General features: G+C 71.4%; 21 protein-coding genes and 1 tRNA gene. 11 read left to right on the top strand and 11 right to left on the bottom strand.

What is annotated here, in order from left to right; translation table 11 throughout:
• Nucleotides 1-381 precede the first annotated feature (381 nt).
• From ACFV6X_RS06000 to ACFV6X_RS06010, 3 genes are all read left to right on the top strand, one after another.
• Nucleotides 382-1,560 carry an SUKH-4 family immunity protein gene (locus tag ACFV6X_RS06000; protein ID WP_385378286.1) on the top strand — a complete coding sequence of 393 codons (1,179 nt, stop codon included), beginning with the start codon at nt 382-384 and terminating at the stop codon, nt 1,558-1,560.
• 505 nt (nt 1,561-2,065) lie between these two features.
• Complete coding sequence (locus ACFV6X_RS06005) at nt 2,066-2,470, top strand: RidA family protein (RefSeq protein ID WP_385378289.1); 405 nt, start codon at nt 2,066-2,068, stop codon at nt 2,468-2,470.
• Between the two features lie 49 nt (nt 2,471-2,519).
• Nucleotides 2,520-3,014 carry a cupin domain-containing protein gene (locus ACFV6X_RS06010; RefSeq protein ID WP_385378292.1) on the top strand — a complete coding sequence of 165 codons (495 nt, stop codon included), beginning with the start codon at nt 2,520-2,522 and terminating at the stop codon, nt 3,012-3,014.
• A gap of 75 nt (nt 3,015-3,089) precedes the next feature.
• Here ACFV6X_RS06010 and ACFV6X_RS06015 read toward each other — a convergent pair.
• Nucleotides 3,090-3,161: transfer RNA gene (locus ACFV6X_RS06015), tRNA-Cys, on the bottom strand.
• A 180-nt stretch (nt 3,162-3,341) separates the two neighbouring features.
• Here ACFV6X_RS06015 and ACFV6X_RS06020 point away from each other — a divergent pair.
• The 4 genes from ACFV6X_RS06020 to ACFV6X_RS06035 all read left to right on the top strand — a co-directional run bounded on the left by ACFV6X_RS06020 (nt 3,342) and on the right by ACFV6X_RS06035 (nt 8,711).
• On the top strand, nt 3,342-4,817 hold the full coding sequence (locus ACFV6X_RS06020; RefSeq protein ID WP_385378295.1) for an MFS transporter: 1,476 nt from the start codon (nt 3,342-3,344) through the stop codon (nt 4,815-4,817).
• 177 nt (nt 4,818-4,994) lie between these two features.
• Nucleotides 4,995-6,785: a DEAD/DEAH box helicase gene (locus ACFV6X_RS06025; RefSeq protein WP_385378298.1), complete on the top strand. Its 1,791-nt coding sequence runs from the start codon at nt 4,995-4,997 to the stop codon at nt 6,783-6,785.
• Nucleotides 6,786-7,144: 359 nt separating this feature from the next.
• The gene (locus tag ACFV6X_RS06030) at nt 7,145-7,786 is read left to right on the top strand and encodes an IclR family transcriptional regulator (RefSeq protein WP_385378301.1); all 642 of its coding nucleotides are present in this window, start codon (nt 7,145-7,147) and stop codon (nt 7,784-7,786) included.
• 133 nt (nt 7,787-7,919) lie between these two features.
• A complete protein-coding gene (locus tag ACFV6X_RS06035; protein WP_385378304.1) occupies nt 7,920-8,711 on the top strand; it encodes a S16 family serine protease in 792 nt (263 codons plus the stop codon).
• On the opposite strand, the gene ACFV6X_RS06040 is transcribed toward ACFV6X_RS06035, so the two are convergent.
• The 7 genes from ACFV6X_RS06040 to ACFV6X_RS06070 are packed head-to-tail and all read right to left on the bottom strand — an operon-like array spanning nt 8,708 to nt 13,757.
• Complete coding sequence (locus tag ACFV6X_RS06040) at nt 8,708-8,896, bottom strand: hypothetical protein (RefSeq protein WP_385378306.1); 189 nt, start codon at nt 8,894-8,896, stop codon at nt 8,708-8,710. The two genes, ACFV6X_RS06035 and ACFV6X_RS06040, sit on opposite strands and share 4 nt — an antisense overlap.
• On the bottom strand, nt 8,893-9,483 hold the full coding sequence (locus ACFV6X_RS06045) for an ArsR/SmtB family transcription factor (RefSeq protein ID WP_385378309.1): 591 nt from the start codon (nt 9,481-9,483) through the stop codon (nt 8,893-8,895). Before ACFV6X_RS06045 ends, ACFV6X_RS06040 begins: the two co-directional genes overlap by 4 nt.
• A 54-nt stretch (nt 9,484-9,537) precedes the next feature.
• Entirely contained in the window at nt 9,538-10,497 is a 960-nt protein-coding gene (locus ACFV6X_RS06050) for a glycine betaine ABC transporter substrate-binding protein (protein WP_385378312.1), read from the bottom strand.
• A complete protein-coding gene (locus tag ACFV6X_RS06055) occupies nt 10,494-11,354 on the bottom strand; it encodes an ABC transporter permease (protein WP_385378315.1) in 861 nt (286 codons plus the stop codon). The genes ACFV6X_RS06050 and ACFV6X_RS06055 overlap by 4 nt, the downstream gene beginning before the upstream one ends.
• Nucleotides 11,351-12,589, bottom strand: a complete 1,239-nt coding sequence (locus ACFV6X_RS06060; protein WP_385378318.1) for a betaine/proline/choline family ABC transporter ATP-binding protein — start codon at nt 12,587-12,589, stop codon at nt 11,351-11,353. Before ACFV6X_RS06060 ends, ACFV6X_RS06055 begins: the two co-directional genes overlap by 4 nt.
• Nucleotides 12,582-13,229, bottom strand: a complete 648-nt coding sequence (locus tag ACFV6X_RS06065) for an ABC transporter permease (protein WP_385378321.1) — start codon at nt 13,227-13,229, stop codon at nt 12,582-12,584. Before ACFV6X_RS06065 ends, ACFV6X_RS06060 begins: the two co-directional genes overlap by 8 nt.
• A 57-nt stretch (nt 13,230-13,286) precedes the next feature.
• On the bottom strand, nt 13,287-13,757 hold the full coding sequence (locus ACFV6X_RS06070) for an Lrp/AsnC family transcriptional regulator (RefSeq protein ID WP_365459709.1): 471 nt from the start codon (nt 13,755-13,757) through the stop codon (nt 13,287-13,289).
• Between the two features lie 124 nt (nt 13,758-13,881).
• Here ACFV6X_RS06070 and hppD point away from each other — a divergent pair, with 124 nt between their 5' ends.
• Nucleotides 13,882-15,027 (top strand): 4-hydroxyphenylpyruvate dioxygenase, encoded by a 1,146-nt coding sequence (gene hppD, locus ACFV6X_RS06075; protein WP_385378324.1) that lies wholly within the window; start codon nt 13,882-13,884, stop codon nt 15,025-15,027.
• A 10-nt stretch (nt 15,028-15,037) separates the two neighbouring features.
• Here the strand turns inward: hppD and ACFV6X_RS06080 are convergent, their stop codons facing one another.
• Nucleotides 15,038-16,396 carry a tetratricopeptide repeat protein gene (locus ACFV6X_RS06080; RefSeq protein ID WP_385378747.1) on the bottom strand — a complete coding sequence of 453 codons (1,359 nt, stop codon included), beginning with the start codon at nt 16,394-16,396 and terminating at the stop codon, nt 15,038-15,040.
• Nucleotides 16,397-16,593: 197 nt separating this feature from the next.
• Here ACFV6X_RS06080 and ACFV6X_RS06085 point away from each other — a divergent pair, with 197 nt between their 5' ends.
• Nucleotides 16,594-18,000, top strand: a complete 1,407-nt coding sequence (locus ACFV6X_RS06085) for an FAD-linked oxidase C-terminal domain-containing protein (RefSeq protein ID WP_365459715.1) — start codon at nt 16,594-16,596, stop codon at nt 17,998-18,000.
• Nucleotides 18,001-18,013: 13 nt separating this feature from the next.
• Here ACFV6X_RS06085 and ACFV6X_RS06090 read toward each other — a convergent pair whose 3' ends face one another.
• Nucleotides 18,014-18,424 carry an SsgA family sporulation/cell division regulator gene (locus ACFV6X_RS06090; protein ID WP_385378328.1) on the bottom strand — a complete coding sequence of 137 codons (411 nt, stop codon included), beginning with the start codon at nt 18,422-18,424 and terminating at the stop codon, nt 18,014-18,016.
• A gap of 231 nt (nt 18,425-18,655) precedes the next feature.
• Between ACFV6X_RS06090 and ACFV6X_RS06095 the strand changes: the two genes are divergently transcribed.
• A complete protein-coding gene (locus ACFV6X_RS06095; RefSeq protein ID WP_385378331.1) occupies nt 18,656-20,212 on the top strand; it encodes an RDD family protein in 1,557 nt (518 codons plus the stop codon).
• A gap of 93 nt (nt 20,213-20,305) precedes the next feature.
• Complete coding sequence (locus tag ACFV6X_RS06100; protein ID WP_385378333.1) at nt 20,306-21,001, top strand: RDD family protein; 696 nt, start codon at nt 20,306-20,308, stop codon at nt 20,999-21,001.
• Between the two features lie 75 nt (nt 21,002-21,076).
• Here the strand turns inward: ACFV6X_RS06100 and ACFV6X_RS06105 are convergent, their stop codons facing one another.
• The gene (locus ACFV6X_RS06105) at nt 21,077-21,346 is read right to left on the bottom strand and encodes a hypothetical protein (RefSeq protein WP_385378336.1); all 270 of its coding nucleotides are present in this window, start codon (nt 21,344-21,346) and stop codon (nt 21,077-21,079) included.
• Nucleotides 21,347-21,675: the final 329 nt, after the last annotated feature.

Raw genomic sequence — 21,675 nt, forward strand, 5'->3', positions numbered from 1 at the left:
CCGGGGAGCCCGGGGCCCGGTCGCTGACGGTGGCGTTTCTGCGGGCGGCGAACTCTGCGGGCGGCGAACTCTGCGGGCGCGGGGTCGTGTGGGCGGGCTCCTTTCGGTGGGCGAGGGTCGGCGGGCGGGCGGTTTTCGGTGCGCGCCGGGGCGCCGGGCGGCGCCTTCGACGGGCCCGGGACGGCGGCCTGTTGCGGATGCCGTTGCGATGGTGGTGGCGGCAGCCCTTCTTCGGCATCGTTCAACAGGTGCCGTTCGCTCGGTGTCTGCGCAGGCCGGAGCGATTGTCAGTGGTGGCGCGTAGTGTTCTGAGCAGTGGGGACGGCCGCGCGGGGCACGGGCGGCGGGCGTACCCCGTGGACCACCATGCACGGGGGAACCATGAGCACGATCGACGCCGCCGCCGCGGTGATCACCCTGACCGAGGACCAACTCGACCCGCACGTCACGCATGGGCCGACGCGCCGCTGGCTGACGGGCCCCGGACTGCCCGCGGACAGCGCTCTGTTGACGTTCGACGCCCTGCGCAGGGACGGGCTGCGCACGGTGGCCGACTCGACCGGCGACCCCGGCCGTCTGATCGCCCGGCTGCGCGAACAGCTGGTGATAGGCGGGCTCCTGGCGCCCGACGGCCTGGAGTCGGAGTCGGTGCTGCTCGACGGCGCGACCGGCGAGGTCTCGACGGCGTACTTCTTCTACGACCGCCCCGACCTGATGGACAGCCGCCCGCTGGCGCCGTCGCTGCGGACGCTGGTCCGGTTCGCCGCGGCGACGGAGGAACTGGCGGATGTACGTGGTCAGTTCGCCTCGTACGCCGGCCGCTCCGGGCCGAAGGCGGTGGCGGAGGCGACGCGGCAGTTGCTCGCCGTGTTCGAGGAGGGCACCGGCGCGGAGGGTGAGATGCCGCCGTACTGGCGGATGGCCGCGCTGATCCGCCCGCTGGCCCTGATGGCCGGCCCGGGCACGGAGTCCGGCCTCACCCTGGACCTGCCTCGGCGCCTGCTGGACCAGGAGTTCGGCCCCGGCCGGATCGCCCGCTTCGAGGAGGTCGACTTCCCCGCGACCCTCACCCACGAGCCGACCCGCCGCTTCCTGCGCGAGACGGGCCTGCCCGAGGACGGCTTCCTCTTCCACCTCGACACGGACGTCCCGCTGCCGACCCTCACCGAGTACTACACCGACGAGCGCCCGGGCGACTTCCCCACCGATCGCCTCCCGGCCCGCGCGGACCACCTGATACGCCTCGGCTACCTCATCGAGGACAACAGCCTGGTCGTCGACGGCGCCACGGGCGAGGTCCTCGACTGGAGCGAATCCGAGGCGAGGCTGTATCCGCTCAACACGGACATATCTACCCTGGCCTTCACCCTCTGGCTGTTGCACCGCGAGAAGGCGATCGACGCGGCGACGGACCACGAGCTGACGACGGAGACGTACGACCAGCTGGCGGCGACGATGATCGACGTCCTGCGCAGGATCGACCCGACGGGCTCGGTCGACCGCTCCGGCTGGCACTACTGGACGGAGCTGTTCCAGGACGAGGCGGGCGGCGTGCTGTAGCCCGACGCCGGGGCCCTGCGGGACTGGAGGCCGTGGCGGGATTCGAACCCACGTAACTTGCTTCGCAGGTTTGTCCGCGCTGGTCAGGGCGTCATCCGGGCGTGGTCGCGGGCGTTCGGATCCGTACGGAAGCTGTGCCCGAGGGGCGGGGTGAACGGCGCTGGAGGGTCGCGTACGGCGGTGAACGAGACGGAAACTGAGACGGGCGAGACCTACCTAGGGCAGGGGTGTTCCGGGCCCTTCCCGGGGCGGTGGCATCGCTGACCCCGCAGTGATCTACGCGGACGCCAACGAGGGGCTCTTGCGCACCCTGGGCCGCACCCGCGAGCAGGTCAGGCTGTGCGGTACGCCCTTCCTGGTCCTGTCCGCCGCAGCCCCGGATGCGGAGGTAGCCGGCAGGAGACACCCTGGTCTGGGGGGCTGTCTGTACGAGGCAACGTGAATCCGCTGCGAAGCAAGTTGTAGGAGCCCGGAATCTGTTCGGTCGATCATTCGGGAGAGAATCGTGACTGTTCGGTCCAGGGAACTCGGCTTCGGTATGCCGTGGGAAGCCCAGTACGGGTACAGCCAGGCCGTGCAAGTCGGCGACACGCTCTATGTCTCCGGGCAGGTGTCGCACGACAGCACCGGGGCCTTCGTCGGGGTGGGAGACTTCGAGGTCCAGGTGAGGACGACTTTCGAAAACCTCGACCGGGTGCTGGAGCACTTCGGCGCCACCCGCAACCAGATCGTCGAGACCACCGTCCTGGTCATGGATCTGCGGGAGAACTTCGACACCCTCGCCAGGCTGCATGCCGCGTACTGCGGCGACTACCGGCCCACCAGCACCGTCATGGGCGTGGCCGACCTCGCGCTGCCCGACCAGCTCGTCGAGATCGGCGCGGTCGTCCGCCTTGACGTGACGCACTGACGGAGCGCGCCCCCAAGCCTGTTCGTGACGGTCACAGGGAGGTTCGCACATGTCGCTGTTCGTGCCGCAGTTCGACTCGTCCGTGATCGTCCGTGCGGCCGAGGCCGAGACGATCGATGATGATCCCGACGGTGTTTTCACGCTGCTGGCTGACAGCAGCGCGTCTGGTGGGGCGCTGTCCACTGTGCGGGTCACGCTGGCGGCAGGCACCGATGGCGCCCCACCGCATCTGCACCGGCACTCCGCGGAGATGTTCTTCCTGCTGGATGGCGCCGCCGAGATCCTCTCCGGCGACGACATCGTCACCGCGGAACGCGGCGATCTCCTCATCGTCCCGCCGGGCAAGCCGCACGCCTTCGCCGCCACCCCCGGCGCCGGCGCCGACATCCTCGTCGTGATCACCCCGGGCGTCGAGCGCTTCGAGTACTTCCGCCACATCCAGCGCATCCGCCTGGGCGAGGTCGGCCCGGACAGTCTGCTGAAGGTCCAGGACCTCTACGACAACCACTTCCTGAACAGCGAGGCATGGGCCGCGCGCCGCTGACGAGGGCCTCCCGGGCCGGTCCCGGGGGCCGTCTCACGTCCAGTACCCCTTCGTTTTGCCTGGTCAGGCAACCAGAGGCCGTGGCGGGGATCGAACCCGCGTAACTCGCTTTGCAGGCGAGCCCCTGAACCACTCGGGCACACGGCCGTGTGCTGGTGACGTGCCTCGACCGTAGGGGCGGGGCGGGTGCGGCTCAAGGAGGGGCGGGGGGCTGCAACGGGACTGCCATGCGCCGTTCACGAACGGCCGGGCCTACGACCAAGGACGGAGGCCATCACCGTCTCCCGACAGGGGTCACATCAGGTTGTGCCCCTTACGCTGGCGTACATGGCTGCCCTGAACCCACGCGACACCGAGGTCGCAGACGCCCCGATCCTCCCGTCGGAACCCGACAGCGAGGGTGTGCTCGGCCGGTCGTACCGGGCCCTGAGCGTGGGCATCGTCTCGGTCGTGCTGCTGATCGCCTTCGAGGCGACGGCCGTGGGGACGGCGATGCCGGTGGCGGCGCGCGAGCTGGACGGGGTGTCGCTGTACGCGTTCGCGTTCTCGGGGTACTTCACGACGAGCCTGTTCGCCATGGTGCTCGCGGGGCAGTGGTCGGACCGGCGAGGCCCGCTGGGCGCGCTGACCACCGGGATCGGCGCCTTCGCCGCGGGGCTGCTGCTGTCCGGCACGGCGGGGGCGATGTGGCTGTTCATCCTCGGCCGGGCGGTGCAGGGGTTCGGCGGCGGGATGGTGATCGTGGCGCTGTACGTCGTGGTCGGGCGGGCCTACCCGGAGCGGATGCGGCCGGCGATCATGGCGGCGTTCGCGGCGAGCTGGGTGGTGCCGTCGGTGGTCGGGCCGCTCGCGGCGGGCGCGGTGACCGAACAGCTGGGCTGGCGTTGGGTGTTCCTCGGGATACCGGTGCTGGTGCTGCTCCCACTGGCGCTCGCCCTGCCGCAGATACGGCTGCGGGCCTCGGGAGACGTGAAGGACGGGGCAGGGAAGGGGCCGGGTTCCTTCGACCGCCGCCGTATTCGCCTCGCGCTCGGCATCTCCTTCGGCGCGGGTCTCCTCCAGTACGCGGCGCAGGACCTGCGCCCGCTCTCCGTGCTGCCCGGGGCGGCGGGCATCGTGCTGCTGATCCCGGCGGTGCTGGGGCTCCTCCCGCGTGGCACCTACCGGGCGGCGCGCGGACTGCCCTCGGTCGTGCTGCTGCGCGGCGTCGCGGCGGGGTCGTTCATCGCCGCGGAGTCCTTCGTGCCCCTGATGCTGGTCACCCAGCGGGGCCTCAGCCCGACGCTGTCCGGTTTCTCGCTGGCGGCGGGCGGGGCGACCTGGGCGCTGGGCTCCTGGCTGCAGTCGCGGCCCCGCCTGGAGCCGTACCGCGAACGTCTGATGACGCTGGGCATGCTGCTGGTCGCGGCGGCCATCGCCACCGCCCCGAGCGTCCTGCTCGACTCCGTCCCCGTCTGGATCGTCGCCGTCGCCTGGGCCTTCGGCTGCCTCGGCATGGGCCTCGTGATCTCCTCGACCAGCGTCCTGCTTCTCCAGCTCTCCGCCCCCGACCAGGCCGGCACCAACTCCGCCGCCCTCCAGATCTCCGACGGCCTGTCCAACATCCTTCTCCTGGCCCTGGGCGGCGCGGCCTTCGCCGCCCTGGGCGGCGGCGCGGTCGCCCACACGGTGACGACGACCACGGCCTCCCACCCGGCGGCGTTCGCGGCGGTGTTCCTGCCGATGGCGGTGGTGGCGTTGCTGGGGGCGTGGGTGACGACACGGGTGCGGGAGCACTCTCCCTCTCCGACCGAGGGGTTGTGACGTCGGTCCCACCCGTGGGGGAGGCGGGGGAGTTCACTGCTTGAGGGATGGGGGGCGCCGGTAGGGTGGCCCGGTTGTCGTACCCAGCCCGGCCGCTCGACCCCCACGGAGACCGTGACTACCGCCCGCCCGTCGCCCGCCACCACCCTTAACGGAGGGCCCTCCGGGCCCACGCCCATGTCTGCTTCCTCCTCGTCCTCCCATCACCTCTCGCCCGCCTTCCCGGGCCGCGCCCCCTGGGGTACCGCGAGCAAGCTGCGTGCCTGGCAGCAGGGCGCGATGGAGAAGTACATCCAGGAGCAGCCGCGTGACTTCCTGGCGGTCGCCACCCCCGGCGCCGGCAAGACGACCTTCGCGCTGACGCTGGCGTCCTGGCTGCTGCACCACCACGTCGTGCAGCAGGTGACCGTGGTCGCGCCCACCGAGCATCTGAAGAAGCAGTGGGCGGAGGCCGCCGCGCGGATAGGGATCAAGCTGGATCCCGAGTACAGCGCGGGACCGCTCGGCAAGGAGTACCACGGGGTCGCGGTGACGTACGCGGGGGTGGGCGTGCGGCCGATGCTGCACCGCAACCGCGTCGAGCAGCGCAAGACCCTCGTGATCCTCGACGAGATCCACCACGCCGGCGACTCCAAGTCCTGGGGTGAGGCCTGCCTGGAGGCCTTCGAGCCGGCGACCCGGCGGCTGGCCCTGACCGGTACGCCGTTCCGGTCCGACACCCACCCCATTCCCTTCGTCGCGTACGAGGAAGGGGCCGACGGGATCCGGCGCTCCGCCGCCGACTACACCTACGGATACGGCTCCGCCCTCGCCGACAACGTCGTGCGGCCGGTCATCTTCCTTTCCTACAGCGGCAACATGCGCTGGCGCACCAAGGCCGGCGACGAGATCGAGGCACGCCTCGGCGAGCCGATGACCAAGGACGCGATCAGCCAGGCCTGGCGCACGGCGCTCGATCCGCGCGGCGAGTGGATGCCGTCCGTGCTGCGCGCCGCCGACCAGCGGCTGACCGAGGTGAGGAAGGCGATCCCGGACGCCGGTGCCCTCGTCATCGCCTCCGACCAGGACTCGGCGCGGGCGTACGCCAAGCTCATCAGGGACATCACGGGCAACAGGGCGACCCTCGTGCTGTCCGACGACGCCGGCGCGTCCGACCGGATCGACGAGTTCAGCGGCAACACCGACCGGTGGATGGTCGCGGTGCGGATGGTGTCCGAGGGTGTCGACGTACCGCGGCTGGCGGTCGGGGTGTACGCGACGACCATCTCGACACCGCTCTTCTTCGCGCAGGCCGTCGGCCGCTTCGTACGGTCCCGGCGGCGCGGCGAGACCGCGTCCGTGTTCCTGCCGACGGTGCCGGACCTGCTCTCCTTCGCGGGCGAGATGGAGCGCGAGCGCGACCACGTGCTCGACAAGCCGAAGAAGGACGGCGAGGAGGACCCGTACGCCGAGGAGGACAAGCTCCTCCAGGAGGCGGAGCAGCAGAAGGACGAGGACACCGGCGAGCAGGACATGCTCCCCTTCGAGGCCCTCGAATCCGACGCCGTCTTCGACCGGGTCATGTACAACGGCGCCGAGTTCGGGATGCAGGCCCACCCGGGGAGCGAGGAGGAGCAGGACTACCTCGGCATCCCCGGGCTGCTCGAACCCGACCAGGTGCAACTCCTGCTCCAGAAGCGGCAGGCGCGGCAGATCGCGCACAGCCGTAAGAAGCCGGACGCCGAGGCCGACCTGCTCGAAATGCCCGCCGAGCGGCGGCCGGTGGTCAGCCATAAGGAGATGATGGAGCTGCGCCGGCAGCTCAACAACCTGGTGGGTGCGTACGTCCACCAGAGCGGCAAGCCGCACGGCGTCGTCCACACCGAACTGCGCCGTGTGTGCGGCGGGCCGCCGAGCGCGGAGGCGACGGCGGGGCAACTGCGGCAGCGGATCGCCAAGGTCCAGGAATGGGCCACGCGGATGCGGTGAGACCGCAGCACGCAACGCACGCGCGGGGGTTGGTGGCGTCGGGCGGGCGTGGTGTGCGCGGGTGGTGCGCGCCGGACCACGTGCGCCGGTATGTATCAGGGCAAACCCGAGTACCCCGTACCGGTCCCTGACCGGATTCTGGACGGAGACTTCCGCTGAGCGAACCAGCTCGCTAATGTCCCGCTACGCACACGCCCCGTGGCAGCGCCGCCGCGGAGCGCAGCCGTGAAGCGACTGGGCCCGGACCACCGGCCGGGCCGTCAGCCGATCGGCAGCCTCTGAAGCGCGTCGCTGCCGGGACTCGGTGACGCGTCCGCCACGAGAGGTCTGCCGAACTCACCACTTAAGGAGTGGGCGTCGTGACCGCGGAGACCTCTCAGACGCTCGACCGGGGACTGCGCGTCCTCAAGTTGCTGGCCGACACGGACCACGGGCTGACCGTCACCGAGCTGTCCACCAAGCTGGGCGTGAACCGCACCGTCGTCTACCGCCTGCTCGCCACGTTGGAACAGCATGCGCTGGTACGCCGCGACCTGGGCGGGCGCGCCCGGGTCGGGCTGGGTGTGCTGGGGCTCGGACGGCAGGTGCATCCGCTGGTACGGGAGGCCGCGCTGCCGGCGTTGCGGTCGCTGGCCGAGGACATCGGGGCGACGGCGCATCTGACGCTGGTGGACGGGGCGGAGGCGCTGGCCGTCGCGGTGGTCGAGCCGACCTGGACGGACTATCACGTGGCCTATCGGGCCGGCTTCCGGCACCCCCTGGACCGGGGGGCCGCCGGCAAGGCGATCCTGGCCGCCCGCCAGCGCCCGCACAGCGACCCCGCTTACACCCTCACCCAGGGCGAACTGGAGGCAGGCGCGTGCGGAGCCGCCGCCCCCCTGGTCGGCGTGACCGGCGTCGAGGGCAGCGTCGGCGTGGTCATGCTCGCGGACGCGGTCCCGGAACGCGTCGGCGTGAGGGTGGTGGACGCGGCGAGAGAGGTGGCGGAGGCCCTCCGCTGACGCCGGCACGGTCCGGGAACCGGCCTGACGGCGCGGTGGCACCCGCGCGGCGGGCGCTGGGTGGCGGGGGGTACGGCGAGCGCCCCACCGCACCGCCGACGTCTCGAACACGCCCGCGCGTTAGATTGACCTCGTGCTCTCTCGTCTCACGCGTTCCAAGGCCCTCGCCGTCTGTGCGCTGCCCGTCGTCGGTCTGATCGCCGCCACGGTGGTGGCGCCGCTGCCGTTCGCGGTGGCGCAGCCGGGGATGACGGCGAACGTGCTCGGGGAGGACCAGGGCACGCCGGTGATCACGATCTCCGGTGCGCCGACCCGCGAGACCGACGGGCAGCTGCGGATGACGACCATCGAGGCGACCAGCCCGGACACCCGCGTCTGGCTCGGCGACGTGCTGGACAGCTGGTGGCGCACCGACAAGGCGGTCATGCCCCGCGACGCGGTCTACCCGAGCGGCGACACCGTCAAGGAGATCGAGCAGCACAACGAGGCCCAGATGCGCGAGTCCCAGAACGCGGCGAGCGAGGCCGCGCTCACCTACCTGGGTCTTGAGGACAAGGACATCGAGGTCGACCTCGAACTCGCCGACGTGGGCGGCCCCAGCGCCGGCCTGCTCTTCTCCCTCGGCATCATCGACAAGCTGGAGGGTGACGGCAGCGGCGGCGACCTCACCGGCGGCCGCAACATCGCCGGCACGGGCACCATCGAGGCCGACGGCTCGGTGGGCGCGGTCGGCGGCGTCGCCCTGAAGACCCAGGCCGCCCGCCGCGACGGCGCGACCGTCTTCCTCGTCCCTAGCGCCGAGTGTGCCGACGCCAAGTCGGAACTCCCCAAGGGCCTGCGCCTGATCCCGGTCAGGACCCTGAAGGGCACGGTCCAGTCCCTGACCGCGCTGGCGAAGGGCACGGGCTCGGTCCCGAGCTGCTAACCCGCGAGCGCCGGCCTCGGCGGGGAGACCAGCCGCAGCCCCACTTCCACGAGGGTCCAGCCGAGCCGCGTGCGGAGGTCGCCCCGGCGCCCGACCGTCGCGGCGAGGCGATGGGCGTCGGCCCGCGCGCGGAGGTCGGCGGAACGTGCGTGGTGCAGGGCGAGATGGGTGTCGGGGTTCGTCATCGGGACCTCTCCGAGTCCGTGCTGATGGGGAAGGTGTGCGTGTGGACGCGGACCCGCTCCGCTCCGGGCGCGTCGTCCTCGTCCCGGTAGCTCTGCAGCAACTCGTGCATCCTGTCGATGAGTTCCTGTGCCCGGTCCGGGGTGAGGCGCAGCGTCCAGTCGCTCATGTCGGTGGCCTGCGCCCATGCGGGCTGCCAGTCCTCGCGCGTACCGACCCAGGTGGCGAGCTCGCGGGCGTGCGTGGAGGCGACCTCGTGCAGGAAGGTGTCCGCGGCGCCACGGGTGTCCGGGTCCGCGTCGGTGAGCAGGCCGGAGTCGAAGCTGATGCCTCCGTCGGCCGCCCGCCACCACCGCTCCCGCCCCTTGCCGCGCTCCGGCGCGTCCTCGACGAAGCCGTGCGCGGCGAGCTGGCGCAGGTGGTAGCTGGTGGCCCCGCTGGACTCGCCGAGCCGTTCGGCGAGCAGCGACGCGGTGGCGGGCCCGTCCTGCCGCAGGGCGCGCAGCAACTGCATGCGCAGGGGATGGGCGAGGCCTCGCAGGGAGCGGGCGTCGAGGTTGCGGACCTGTCGGTCCCGGGGCTCGGTCATGCGTACAAAGCTATCCTTGCATAGATTGCTTTGCAAGGGGTTCTTTGCACGTTGTCATCCCTCCCGTACGAACCCCTCCTGCACCAGCCAGTCCAGGGCCACCTGATGGGGATCCTCGCCGTCCACGTCCACCTTCGCGTTGAGGGTCTGCGCCACCGAGTTGTTCAGCTTCTTCGTGATCGGGTCGAGGACGCCCGCGATCGCCGGCCACTCCTTGAGGGTCTTGGTGTTGATCACGGGGGCGGCGTTGTAGTTGGGGAAGAACTTCTTGTCGTCCTCCATCACCACCAGGTTCATGGACTTGATGCGGCCGTCGGTGGTGAAGACCTCCCCGTAGGTGCAGCCGCCCTTCGCCGTCTGGGTGTAGATGATCCCGGTGTCCATCTGCGTGACCCGGGACGGCGGGATGTCCATGCCGTACGCCTTCTCCATGCCCGGCAGCCCGTCCGCGCGGTTGGCGAACTCGCCCTCCACGCACAGCGTCACGGCCGCGGGGTCGGACTTCGACAGCGCGGCCACCTCCGAGAGGGTTTTCGTGCCGTACTTCTTGGCGTTGGCCTGGTTCATCGCCAGGGCGTAGGTGTTGTTCAGGGCCGACGGCTCCAGCCAGGTCAGTCCGTTCTTCCGGTCCGCGTCGCGCACCGCCTCCCACTGACGGCGCGGGTCGGTGATGGGCTTGCTGTTGCCCAGGTAGGTGATCCAGGCCGTGCCCGTGTACTCGTAGCCGGCGTCCGCCTCACCGCTCTTGACCGCCTCGCGCGACCCCACGGACCCCTGGATGCCGGTCCGGTCGAGGACGTTGGCGCCCGCCGCCTCGAAGGCGATCCCCATGATGGCGCCCAGGATCAGCTGCTCGGTGAACTCCTTCGAGGTGACCGTGAGATCGGCGCCCTTCAGGGGCTCGCCCTGCCCGATCGACCCGGGCCGCACATCGTCGACCATGGGGGAGCCGCTGGTCAGTCCGCAGCCGGAGGCCAGCACCAGCGCCGTGGCGAGGTACAGCAACCGCCTCATCGGCCCACCTCCAGTCCCCGCGGCCGTAGCATCACTTCGGCGAGCGAGGCCAGCCAGTCCACCAGCAGGGCAAGCGTGACGGTGAGGACGGATCCCAGGATCAGTACGGGCATCCGCTGACTGGTGATACCGGTTGTGATCAGCGTACCCAGACCGCCCCCGCCGCCGAATGTCGCGAGCGTCGCCGTACCGACGTTCAGCACCAGCGCCGTACGGACGCCCGCCAGGATCAGCGGGACCGCCAGCGGCAGCTCCACCCGGCTCAGCACGCCCGTCGGCGACATGCCGATGCCCCGGGCCGCCTCCAGCAGCGTCGGGTCGTTCGCCTTGAGGCCGGAGATCGTGTTCGACAGCACCGGCAGGATGGCGTAGACGATGATGCCGATCAGGGCCGCCCTGCGGCCGATGCCGAGCCAGATCACCAGCAGGGCGAGCAGGCCGATCGCCGGGGTCGCCTGGCCCATGTTGGCGAACACCATCGCCACCGGGGTGACCTTCCGGAACGTCTTGCGGGTGAGCAGGATGCCCAGCGGGATCGCGATGATCAGCACGAAGAACGTGGAGATCGCGGTCAGCTGGATGTGCTGCCACAGCGCCTCGGACACCTGGCCGCCGGACAGCGCGTTCTCGGAGATGGTGTCCAGGTCGGCCTGCCGGAACCACAGCCAGGTCGCCAGCAGCAGGGCCACCACGAAGGCGGGCAGGAAGGTCAGCTTCTGCCAGGTGATGCGGGGGGCCGTCCGGGCCGGCGGGGGAGAGGGCTCCTGGTCGCCGGGCACCTCGCCCTCGTCACGGAAGGCATGCCCCCTGACGTCGTGCTCGCCGGGGGGACGGTTCTGCTCCGAAGAGGTGGTCACGCCTTGGGCTCCCCTCCGTGACCCTCCTGTTCCGCGTGCGTCTGGCCGGCCCGCGTCTCCTCCAGGTCGTGCTGGTGCTCCAGGGCGTCCAGCCGGTCGGCCTCCAGCAGCTCGTGCACGGAGTTCATCAGCGTCTCCATGTCGACCACGCCGGTGTACTCGCCCCGCCGTCCGGTCACCGCGACCCGCCCGGTGTTGTCCGTGAGGACGGCCTCCAGCGCGTCCCGCAGGGTCGCGTCCCGGGTCACCGTGTCGTGGACCAGGGTCCCGGCCCGCGCGAGCGAGCCCTTGGCCCGCATCAGATCGCCTCGCCTGAGCCACTTGTAGGGGCGGCCCCGCTTGTCCAGCAGCAGGATCTCGTTCGTGCCGCTGGAGCGGAGCCGGTTGAAGATGCTCTGGAGCGGGTCGTCCACGGTCACCGTCGGGTAGTCGGTGATCTCCACGTCCCGGACGCGCGTGAGGTTCAGCCGCTTCAGCGCCGCGCCGGCGCCCACGAAGCCGGAGACGAAGTCGTCCGCCGGGTTGGTGAGGATCGCCTCCGGGGTGTCGAACTGCGCGATGTGCGACCGCTCCCGCAGCACCGCGATGCGGTCACCCAGCTTGATCGCCTCGTCGAAGTCGTGCGTGACGAACACGATCGTCTTGTGCAGCTCGCGCTGGAGCCGGATCAGCTCGTCCTGGAGGTGGTCGCGCGTGATCGGGTCCACCGCGCCGAACGGCTCGTCCATCAGCAGCACCGGCGGATCGGCGGCCAGCGCCCGCGCCACGCCCACCCGCTGCTGCTGCCCGCCGGACAGCTGGCGCGGATAGCGGCCGTGGAACTCGACGGGATCGAGCCCGACGAGATCGAGCATCTCCTCGACCCGGTCACGGATTCGCGTCTTGGACCAGCCGATCATCCGCGGTACGAGCGCGATGTTCTGGGCGACCGTCATGTGCGGGAAGAGACCGGACGCCTGGATCGCGTAGCCGACCTTGCGGCGCAGCTTGACCGGATCGATGTGGGTCACGTCGTCACCGTTGATCCGGATACGCCCGCCCGACGGCTCGATCAACCTGTTGATCATCTTGAGGGTCGTCGACTTGCCGCACCCGGACGGGCCGACGAAGATGACCGTCTCGCCCGCCTTGATCTCCATGCTGACGTTGTCGACGGCGGGTTGCGGATTGCCGGCGTACCGCTTGCTGAGATTCTCCAGCTCGATGGTCGCCCCATGGGACTCGGACTCAGGCACGGATCCCCTTCGAAATGGTCAGCCGCCCGATCAGCACGTACGCGGCGTCGAACAGCAGGGCCAGGATGATGATGCCGACGGTGCCCGCGAGCACCTGGTTCAGCGCGTTCTTGCTGCCCAGCGAGGCGAGACCGCGGAAGATCAGATTGCCCAGGCCGGGACCCGAGGCGTACGCGGCGATGGCCGCGATGCCCATCAGCATCTGTGTGGAGACCCGGATGCCGGTCAGGATCGGCGGCCAGGCGAGGGGGAGCTCGATCCGCACCAGCCGCTTCGCCCGGGACATCCCGATGCCGGTGGCCGCGTCCACCAGCGTCGGATCGACGCCCCGCAGGCCCACGATCGCGTTACGGACGATCGGCAGCAGCCCGTACAGCGTCAGGGCGATCACGGTCGGCGGCACGCCCAGCCCCACCAGGGGGATCAGCAGACCGATCATGGCCAGCGACGGAATGGTGAGGATGGTCGAGGTGGCGAGGGTCGCCAGGTTGCCGCCCCATTCGGAGCGGTAGGTGGCCACGCCGATCAGCACACCGATCGCGGTCGCCACGACCATGCACTGGAAGACGACGCTGGCGTGCTGGTAGGCGTCGGTGAGCAGTTGCTGATGGCGGTTGCCGAGATACTCCCAGAAGTTCACACACCATCACCCCGCTGCTAGTGACTCCCGTCCGGCGCCTTCCCGCTGATCGTTCGTTCACTCATGAAGCGCCGCCTGTTCCACCAGCGGGATGATCCGCAGCGGAACGGGGTTCTCCATCACGATCGCCGTGGCGGCCCGCACGATCCCATCAAAACCGACGACCCGGTCGATCACACGCTGAAGATCGGCGTTCGAGCGGGCCACCAGCCGGCACAGCATGTCGCCGCTGCCGGTCGTGGTGTGCAGCTCCAGCACCTCAGGAACGGTCGCCAAGTGCGCCCGTACGTCGGGACCTTGTCCCTGCCGGATCTGGAGCGTTGCGAACGCGGTGACCGGATAGCCGAGGGCCGCCGGGTCCACCTGCGGGCCGAATCCACGGATGACGCCATTCGACTGAAGCCGGTCCAGCCGGGCCTGCACGGTGCCCCGCGCGACCCCGAGCCGACGGGACATCTCCAGCACGCCGATCCGCGGCTCCCGTGCGAGCAGCACGATGATCCGTCCGTCCAGCCGGTCGATCGTCATGGCAGCCTCCCGAAGTGGTCATCCTGTACAGAGCGCCCGCCGAATTGGGGAATCCACTGGTCAGTTTGCCCAGTAAAGACGCCAACTATTGCGCACCTTGCGTTGTCGGCGAGACGCTGCGGCCATGACGCAGACCACACACCACACTCCCGACACCGCACGGCAGGCCGACCCCTTCCCGGTCAAGGGAATGGACGCGGTCGTGTTCGCCGTGGGCAACGCCAAGCAGGCCGCGCACTACTACTCCACCGCCTTCGGCATGCGGCTGGTCGCCTACTCCGGACCGGAGAACGGCAGCCGTGAGACCGCCGCCTACGTGCTGGAGAACGGCTCCGCCCGGTTCGTGTTCACCTCGGTGATCAAGCCCGCCACCACCTGGGGCCACTTCCTCGCCGAGCACGTGGCGGCGCACGGTGACGGTGTCGTCGACCTCGCGATCGAGGTGCCGGACGCGCGGGCCGCGTTCGCCTACGCCGTCGCGCAGGGCGCCCGCCCGGTCGCCGAGCCGTACGAGCTGAAGGACGAGCACGGCACGGTCGTCCTCGCCGCGATCGCCACGTACGGCGAGACCCGGCACACCCTGGTCGAGCGGTCCGGCTACGACGGCCCCTACCTGCCGGGCTACGTGGCCGCCGAGCCGATGGTGGAGCCGCCCGCCCAGCGCACCTTCCAGGCGATCGACCACTGCGTGGGCAACGTCGAGCTGGGCCGGATGAACGAGTGGGTCGGCTTCTACAACAAGGTCATGGGCTTCACGAACATGAAGGAGTTCGTGGGCGACGACATCGCGACCGAGTACAGCGCGCTGATGTCGAAGGTGGTCGCCGACGGCACGCTCAAGGTCAAGTTCCCGATCAACGAGCCCGCCCTCGCCAAGAAGAAGTCCCAGATCGACGAGTACCTGGAGTTCTACGGCGGCGCGGGCGTCCAGCACATCGCGCTGAACACCAACGACATCGTCCAGACGGTCCGTACGATGCGCGCGGCCGGCGTGCGGTTCCTGGACACCCCCGACTCGTACTACGACACACTGGGCGAGTGGGTCGGTGAGACCCGCGTGCCGGTCGACACCCTGCGCGAACTGAAGATCCTCGCCGACCGCGACGAGGACGGCTATCTGCTGCAGATCTTCACCAAGCCGGTCCAGGACCGTCCGACCGTCTTCTTCGAGATCATCGAGCGGCACGGCTCGATGGGCTTCGGCAAGGGCAACTTCAAGGCCCTGTTCGAGGCCATCGAGCGCGAGCAGGAGAAGCGCGGCAACCTCTGACAGGCCGGGGTCAGGCCGCCGGAACAGGCACGTCCGGCGGCTCGCCCAGCGCCTGTAGCTTCTCCCGCGCCAGCGGCGCGAACAGCGGTGAGAAGTACGGGTTGATGCGCAGCGCCTCCTCCAGATGGCGCCGCGCGGGCCCGGGCAGGCCGAGGCTGTTCTCGATCATCCCGCGGTGGTAGGCGTACAGCGCGCTGCGTACGCCGCCCCCGTGCTCCTTGTCGGTCGCCCGCACCGCGTACTCCAGCGCCTCCTCGTTCTCCCCCGTGCGGTGCAGCGCCCACCCCAGGGCGTCGGCCACGGCGATCCCGGGCTGCTTGCGCCACTCGGCGCGCAGCACCCGTACGGCCTCCTCGGGATCGCCGTGGTCCGCCTCGTAGCGCCCCCGCACCAGCTCCTCGTCCACGCCACCGGCGGCGGCGCTGCGGACGTGCGCGTGCAGCAGGTCGTACTGCGCGCGGGCCGGCTGCTCCAGTCCCAGCGCCTCGTACAGCTCGCCCAGCTCCAGCGCGTACTGCGGCGACGGCCGCTCGGCGAGTGCCAGCCGGTACGCGCTCAGCGCCTCGTCCGTCCGCCCCAGCGCAGCCAGCGCGCGCGCCTGCCCGGCCTTCGCGCTCCGCTGGTCGGGGTCGGCGCGCACCGCCTCCTCGAAGTGCCGCAGGGCGACCTCCCGGTCCCCGCGCTCCCAGGCGAGCTGCCCGGCCCGCTCCAGCCAGGCCGCCCGCTCGGCCGGCGCCTCCGCGCCCGCCGCCGCGTCGGCCAGGGTGGCCACCGCGTCCTCACGCCAGCCCCGGTCCCAGTACACGGCGGCCGACCGGACCATCACGGCCCTGCCGGAGTGCAGTTTCTGGAGCCGCTCGAGGGTGCTGCGGGCGGCCTTGTAGTCGCCGACGCCCGTGTACGCCTCGATCAGCAGCGACTGCGTCGTCCAGCGCCTGCCGTCCGCCTTCACGGCGGCCTCGCCCCAGGTCCGCGCGGCCCGGAAGTCCCGGCGCGCGTTCGCCAGCGCCGTCATGCCCTCCAGCGCCCCGGCGTTGCCCGGCCGCACCTTCAGCGAGGTACGCAGCGCCCGCTCGGCGGTCGGGTAGTAGGCGGCGTCGGCGGTCCGCCGCCCCCGCTCCACGTACGCCGTGCCCAGCACCGCCCACGCGCGCGCGTCCCCGGGATGTGCCCGCAGATGCCGCTCGCGCTCACCGATGAGCACCGCCAGATCCCGCAGCGCGGGCGGCACCCCGGCCCGCATCGCGGCCAGCGCCACCTCGGCGGGGCCCGGCGCGGGCGGCGGTGCGGGCCGTGGCTGCGGGCGCTCCAGCCACAGCAGCCCGCCCACAGCGAGGGCACCCACGAACAGGCCGAGCAGCACGCCCATGACGAGCCGGGTACGCCACCGGCCGGTACCCCTGCCCGCGCCCAGCGGATCGCTCGCCCCGTTCCCCGTGCCGGTCCTGACGGCGGTCTTCACACCGGTCTTCATGGCGGACACTGTGCGCCAGTACGACGACCGGGTCCCGGCACGGAGACGGTGCCGCTGACGGGGTTCACACCGATGGCCCCGGGTGACACTCTGTGATCATGAGCCGTATCCAAGCCCCTCCCGACGAAGCGCAGGGCAACCTCACGGACCGGCTGCTCGCGGGCCTGCCGGCCGAGGCCGTCCTCACCGACCCCGACATCACCGTCTCCTACGCCAACGACATGGCGAGCTTCTGCCCGGCCGGCACCCCGGCCGTGGTCGTGCTGCCCCGTACGGTCGAGCAGGTCCAGCACGTCATGCGCGTCGCCACCGAGCTGCGCGTCCCCGTGGTCCCGCAGGGCGCCCGAACCGGCCTGTCCGGCGGGGCCAACGCCACCGAGGGCTGCGTCGTGCTGTCCCTGACGAAGATGGACCGGATCCTGGAGATCAGCCCGGTCGACCGCATCGCCGTGGTCGAACCCGGCGTCGTCAACGCCGCCCTCTCCCGCGCCGTCGGCGAACACGGCCTCTATTACCCGCCGGACCCCTCCAGCTGGGAGATGTGCACCATCGGCGGCAACATCGGCACCGCCTCGGGCGGCCTGTGCTGCGTGAAGTACGGCGTGACCGCCGAGTACGTCCTCGGCCTCGACGTCGTCCTCGCCGACGGCCGCCTGATGTCCACCGGCCGCCGTACCGCCAAGGGCGTCGCCGGGTACGACCTGACCCGCCTGTTCGTCGGCTCCGAGGGCTCCCTCGGCATCGTCGTACGGGCCGTCCTGGGCCTGCGGCCCAAGCCGCCGCAGCAACTGGTGCTGGCCGCCGAGTTCGCCTCCGCGGCCGCCGCCTGCGACGCCGTGTGCCGGATCATGGCGGGCGGGCACGTGCCCTCTCTCCTCGAACTGATGGACCGTACGACGGTCAAGGCCGTCAACGACATGGCCGCCATGGGGCTGCCGGAGACCACCGAGGCGCTGCTGCTCGCGGCCTTCGACACCCCGGACCCGGCCGCCGACCTGGCCGCACTCGGCGCGTTGTGCGAGGCCGCCGGCGCCACCCAGGTCGTCCCGGCGGACGACGTGGCCGAGTCCGAACTGCTCCTCCAGGCACGGCGGCTGTCGCTCACCGCGCTGGAGGCCGTCAAGGGCACCACGATGATCGACGACGTGTGCGTGCCCCGCTCCCGGCTCGGCGACCTGATCGAGGGCGTCGAGCGCATCGCCGAGAAGTACCGGCTCACCATCGGGGTGGTCGCCCACGCGGGCGACGGCAACACCCACCCGACCGTGTGCTTCGACGCCCAGGACCCTGACGAGTGCGCCCGCGCCCGTGAGTCCTTCGACGAGATCATGGCCCTCGGCCTGGAGCTCGGCGGCACGATCACCGGCGAACACGGCGTGGGCGTGCTGAAGAAGGAGTGGCTGGCGCGCGAGATCGGCCCCGTCGGGGTGGAGATGCAGCGGGCGGTCAAGCAGGCGTTCGACCCGCTGGGGATCCTCAATCCCGGCAAGCTGTTCTGAGGCGGCACCGGTCTCACCGGGCCAGCAGCCGGTCCAGACCGTCGTCGATGCCGAGCCGCTCGCCCTCACAGCCCGGAGGCACCAGGCGCAACGTGCGCTCCAGCCAGGCCGACACCTGCGCCGCCGGTGCCTCCAGCAGGGCGTCCCCGTCGGGTGAACTCAGCGCCATCAACACGGCGACACGCCCGCCCGACTTCGCCGGCCACACCCGTACGTCCCCGTGCCCGCACGGCCGGAACACCCCCTCGACCAGCAGGTCCCGGGCGAACGTCCAGCTGACGGGGTGCTCGGAGTCGATGTGGAAACAGATGTGCACGGCGTACGGGTCGTCGGTGCGGTAGGCCAGGCGGGCCGGCACCGGGATGCCGCGCTCCGGCGACAGGATGAGTTTCAGCTCCAGTTCGCGCTCCACCACGGTGTGCATGGCGTGCCTCTCTCCTCGGTCGGGGGCCCTGGCGTGGGGCCCGTACCCGACAAGAGCGGCAAGGGGCGGGAGCGTTACGCGGGTTCTCCGGAGTTCTTTCGCGGCAGGGGGCGGCCTAGCACAACCGTGCTCGAAAGGGGCGGGTCCGGCGGGACGGGCGGTGAGGGTTGCGCCGGTCTGATAGATGTGGAGACCCCCATAACACCCCCGAGCAGATACGGGACGACGGACATGAGCGCCCCAACCCCGGCACCAGGCGACGACAGGCCCCGCGAGGGCTATTACCCGGACCCCTCCATTCCTGGATATGTCCGGTACTGGAACGGAGCCGCCTGGGTGCCGGGCACCAGTCGCCCGGCCCCGGCCGACGGCGAGCCGCTCGCCCCGCCCTCCGGCACGCGCCCCGCGCGGCCCGCCGTCGAGGAGACCGGGCCGCACTTCTTCGACGAGGACCCCGCGCCCGGACGCCAGGACGCCCAGCACGGCAGCCGTCCCGAGCCCGCCTCCGCGTGGGGCGCCGACCGCTCCCGGCAGTCCGGCTTCGGCGGCGACCAGGACCGGCGCGTCGCCTGGCCCGCGGCCCAGGGCGCGGACCCGCGCGTCCCGGCGGACCCGTCCGCCCGGCCGGACGGCGGCGCCGCCCGCACGGACGGCGCGACGGCGCCCCCCGAGTTCCCGGCTTCGCCCGAACACGGGGGACCCCCCTCGCCTGCCGGGTCCGAACAGCCGTCGTCCGGCAACACGTTCGTGTTCCGTCGTCCGACCGCCAAGGCGCAGGGTGCGGGCGGTGCGGAGGATGCCCCCGAGGACCCGGGCACCATGACGTTCCGTGCGCTCACCCCGCGCACGGGGCAGCAGGACGGGGCGCACGGCGGGGGCACCGGGACACCGGGCACCGCCGCTTCCGGCTCCCCGGCGTCGGGACCGATGACCGCCCCTCAGCCGGGCCCTTCCGGCCCGGCGGCACCCGGCCCCGCCCCGTCCGGCGGCCAGGCCGCCCCCGGCTGGGCACCCCCGCCAGGCCAGCAGCCGGCCGGCGCCCCCGGCTTCGGTGCCGGGAAGGCGGCCGCCGCCCGCGCCGCTGCGTCCCAGGCTCCGGCGCCCGCCCCGCAGTCCGCGAGCGTCCCCCACCAGGCCCAGGCCGCCGCCCCCGTCACGTCGGGCTCCGGCGGCGGTCAGTCCTCCTGGGCGCAGCAGGTGCACCGGCTCGCCGGCACCTCCGGCGGCGCCCCCGACGAGCAGCCCGTCGCCCCGTGGAAGCCCCCCGTCGAGGACGTGTTCCAGGCGGCGGCGCGACGGCAGGCCGAGGCCCGCCCGGCCGGCCTCGGCAAGCGGCTGACCGCCCGGCTGATCGACACCGTGGTCGTCGCGGGCGTCACCGCGGTCGCCGCCGTGCCGCTCGGCACGCAGGCCCTCGACCACGTCCAGAGCAAGATCGACGAGGCCAAGCTCTCCGGCCGGACGGTCACCGTCTGGCTGCTGGACGGCACGACAGCGGCGTACCTCGGCATCGTCCTCGCCGTGCTGCTCGTCTTCGGCGTCCTCTACGAGGCGCTGCCCACCGCCAAGTGGGGGCGCACGCTGGGCAAGAAGCTGCTCGGCCTGGAGGTGCGGGACATCGAGGGCCACGACGCCCCGTCCTTCGGCGCGGCCCTGCGCCGCTGGCTCGTCTACAGCGTCCCCGGTCTGCTCTGCTTCGGCCTCATCGGTGTGCTGTGGTGCCTCTTCGACCGGCCGTGGCGCCAGTGCTGGCACGACAAGGCCGCACACACGTTCGTCGCGGGCTGACGGGAGGGCCGTCCGGAGCGTCTGTCGGGGGCCGGTACTCCGGACGGCCCCTCGCCGGATGCGGAGCCGCGGGGTTCGCGGTCGACTCGGGCCATGAGCACCGAACCGCCCCCCGGTTCCGGCGGGCAGCCGCCGGAGGACGACCCGTTCAAGAAGCAGCCCCCGCCCGGCGAGGGGGCCGGCTCGCCGTACGACAGGCCCCCGGGCGGCGGTGAGCAGCCCCCGCCCCCCGGCGGCGGCCCGTACGGCGGTGGACCCTACGGTGGCGGGCCGCAGAGCGGCGGGCCCTACGGCGGCGGCCCGTACGGCGGTGGCGAGCACCCCGGCGATCCGCTCGCCGGTATGCCCCCGCTCGCCGACAGCGGCAAGCGCACGGTGGCCCGGATCATCGACATGGTGCTGGTCGGCATCGTGGTCTGGCTGATCACCTGGGGCTTCAACGTGGACGAGTACCAGGTGGACGCCGACCGGGTCGACGTCGGCGACTCCGTGGCGCAGTCCGTCATCGCGGCCGTGCTCTACATCGCGTACGACACGATCATGATCGCCAAGTCGGGTCAGACCCTCGGCAAGAAATGGCTGAACATGCGCGTGGCACATCTCGACAACGGAGCCACGCCTTCCGTTCAGGCCTCGCTGCTCCGCGCGGCGGTGCTGTGGATTCCGTTCGCGTTCTGCTGCGCCTGCGTCTGGACGGCGATCTGCGGCGGCTGGAGCTTCTTCGACAGGCCCTACAAGCAGGGGCTGCACGACAAGGCGGCGAAGACGGTGGTGGTCAGCACCACGTGACCCGGTCGGCACGACGGCGGGCCCGTCACCTGGGAGGTGACGGGCCCGCCGTGCCGTGTGCTGCTTGTGTCTTCCTCAGTGGGCCGTGGGTTCCCGTACGGGCTCGCGGCGCACCGTCGCCGGCCTCGGCGGCGCGATGTCGGTGGCGGGCCGTTGCGCGGGTATCGGGGTTCGCTTCGGCATGGGCACCGTCATGGCGACCAGCAGCCCGAGCAGGAGTGCCGCGACGGCGATGACCGCGATCCCCGCACCCGAACTCGTCTGTGACAGCAGCAGCATGGCGAGGGTCGAGAAGATCACGGCGCACGAACCGTAGGCGAGCTGTGCGGCGGTCGGACGAGGCATGGCAATCGTGTCCTCGAAGAATGGGGGTGGACTCCCCCCGTGCCTCACGCTGCGGGGGAGGGTGCGGACTGAATCTATTCGCGTGCATGCCCGACCGGAACGAACCGTAAGCGTGACCTGACCAACAGTGCCGATGCACAGGGGGCGCACCGAGTCATGTCGGCCACCGGATCGGCCGTCCCGCGCGCCCGGAGAACGAGTCCCGACTTGTTCGGTAAGCGAAATGTCATCTCCGCATAGTGCAGTTGTCCTGCGCAAGTCAAGGTCTGTCTTTTCTCCGCAACCTCTAGTCAAATGTCGGCACTTGACTACACGCGTTGATCAGGCGC

Origin of the sequence: Streptomyces sp. NPDC059861 (assembly GCF_042731435.1) — a bacterium.
Taxonomy (GTDB): domain Bacteria; phylum Actinomycetota; class Actinomycetes; order Streptomycetales; family Streptomycetaceae; genus Streptomyces.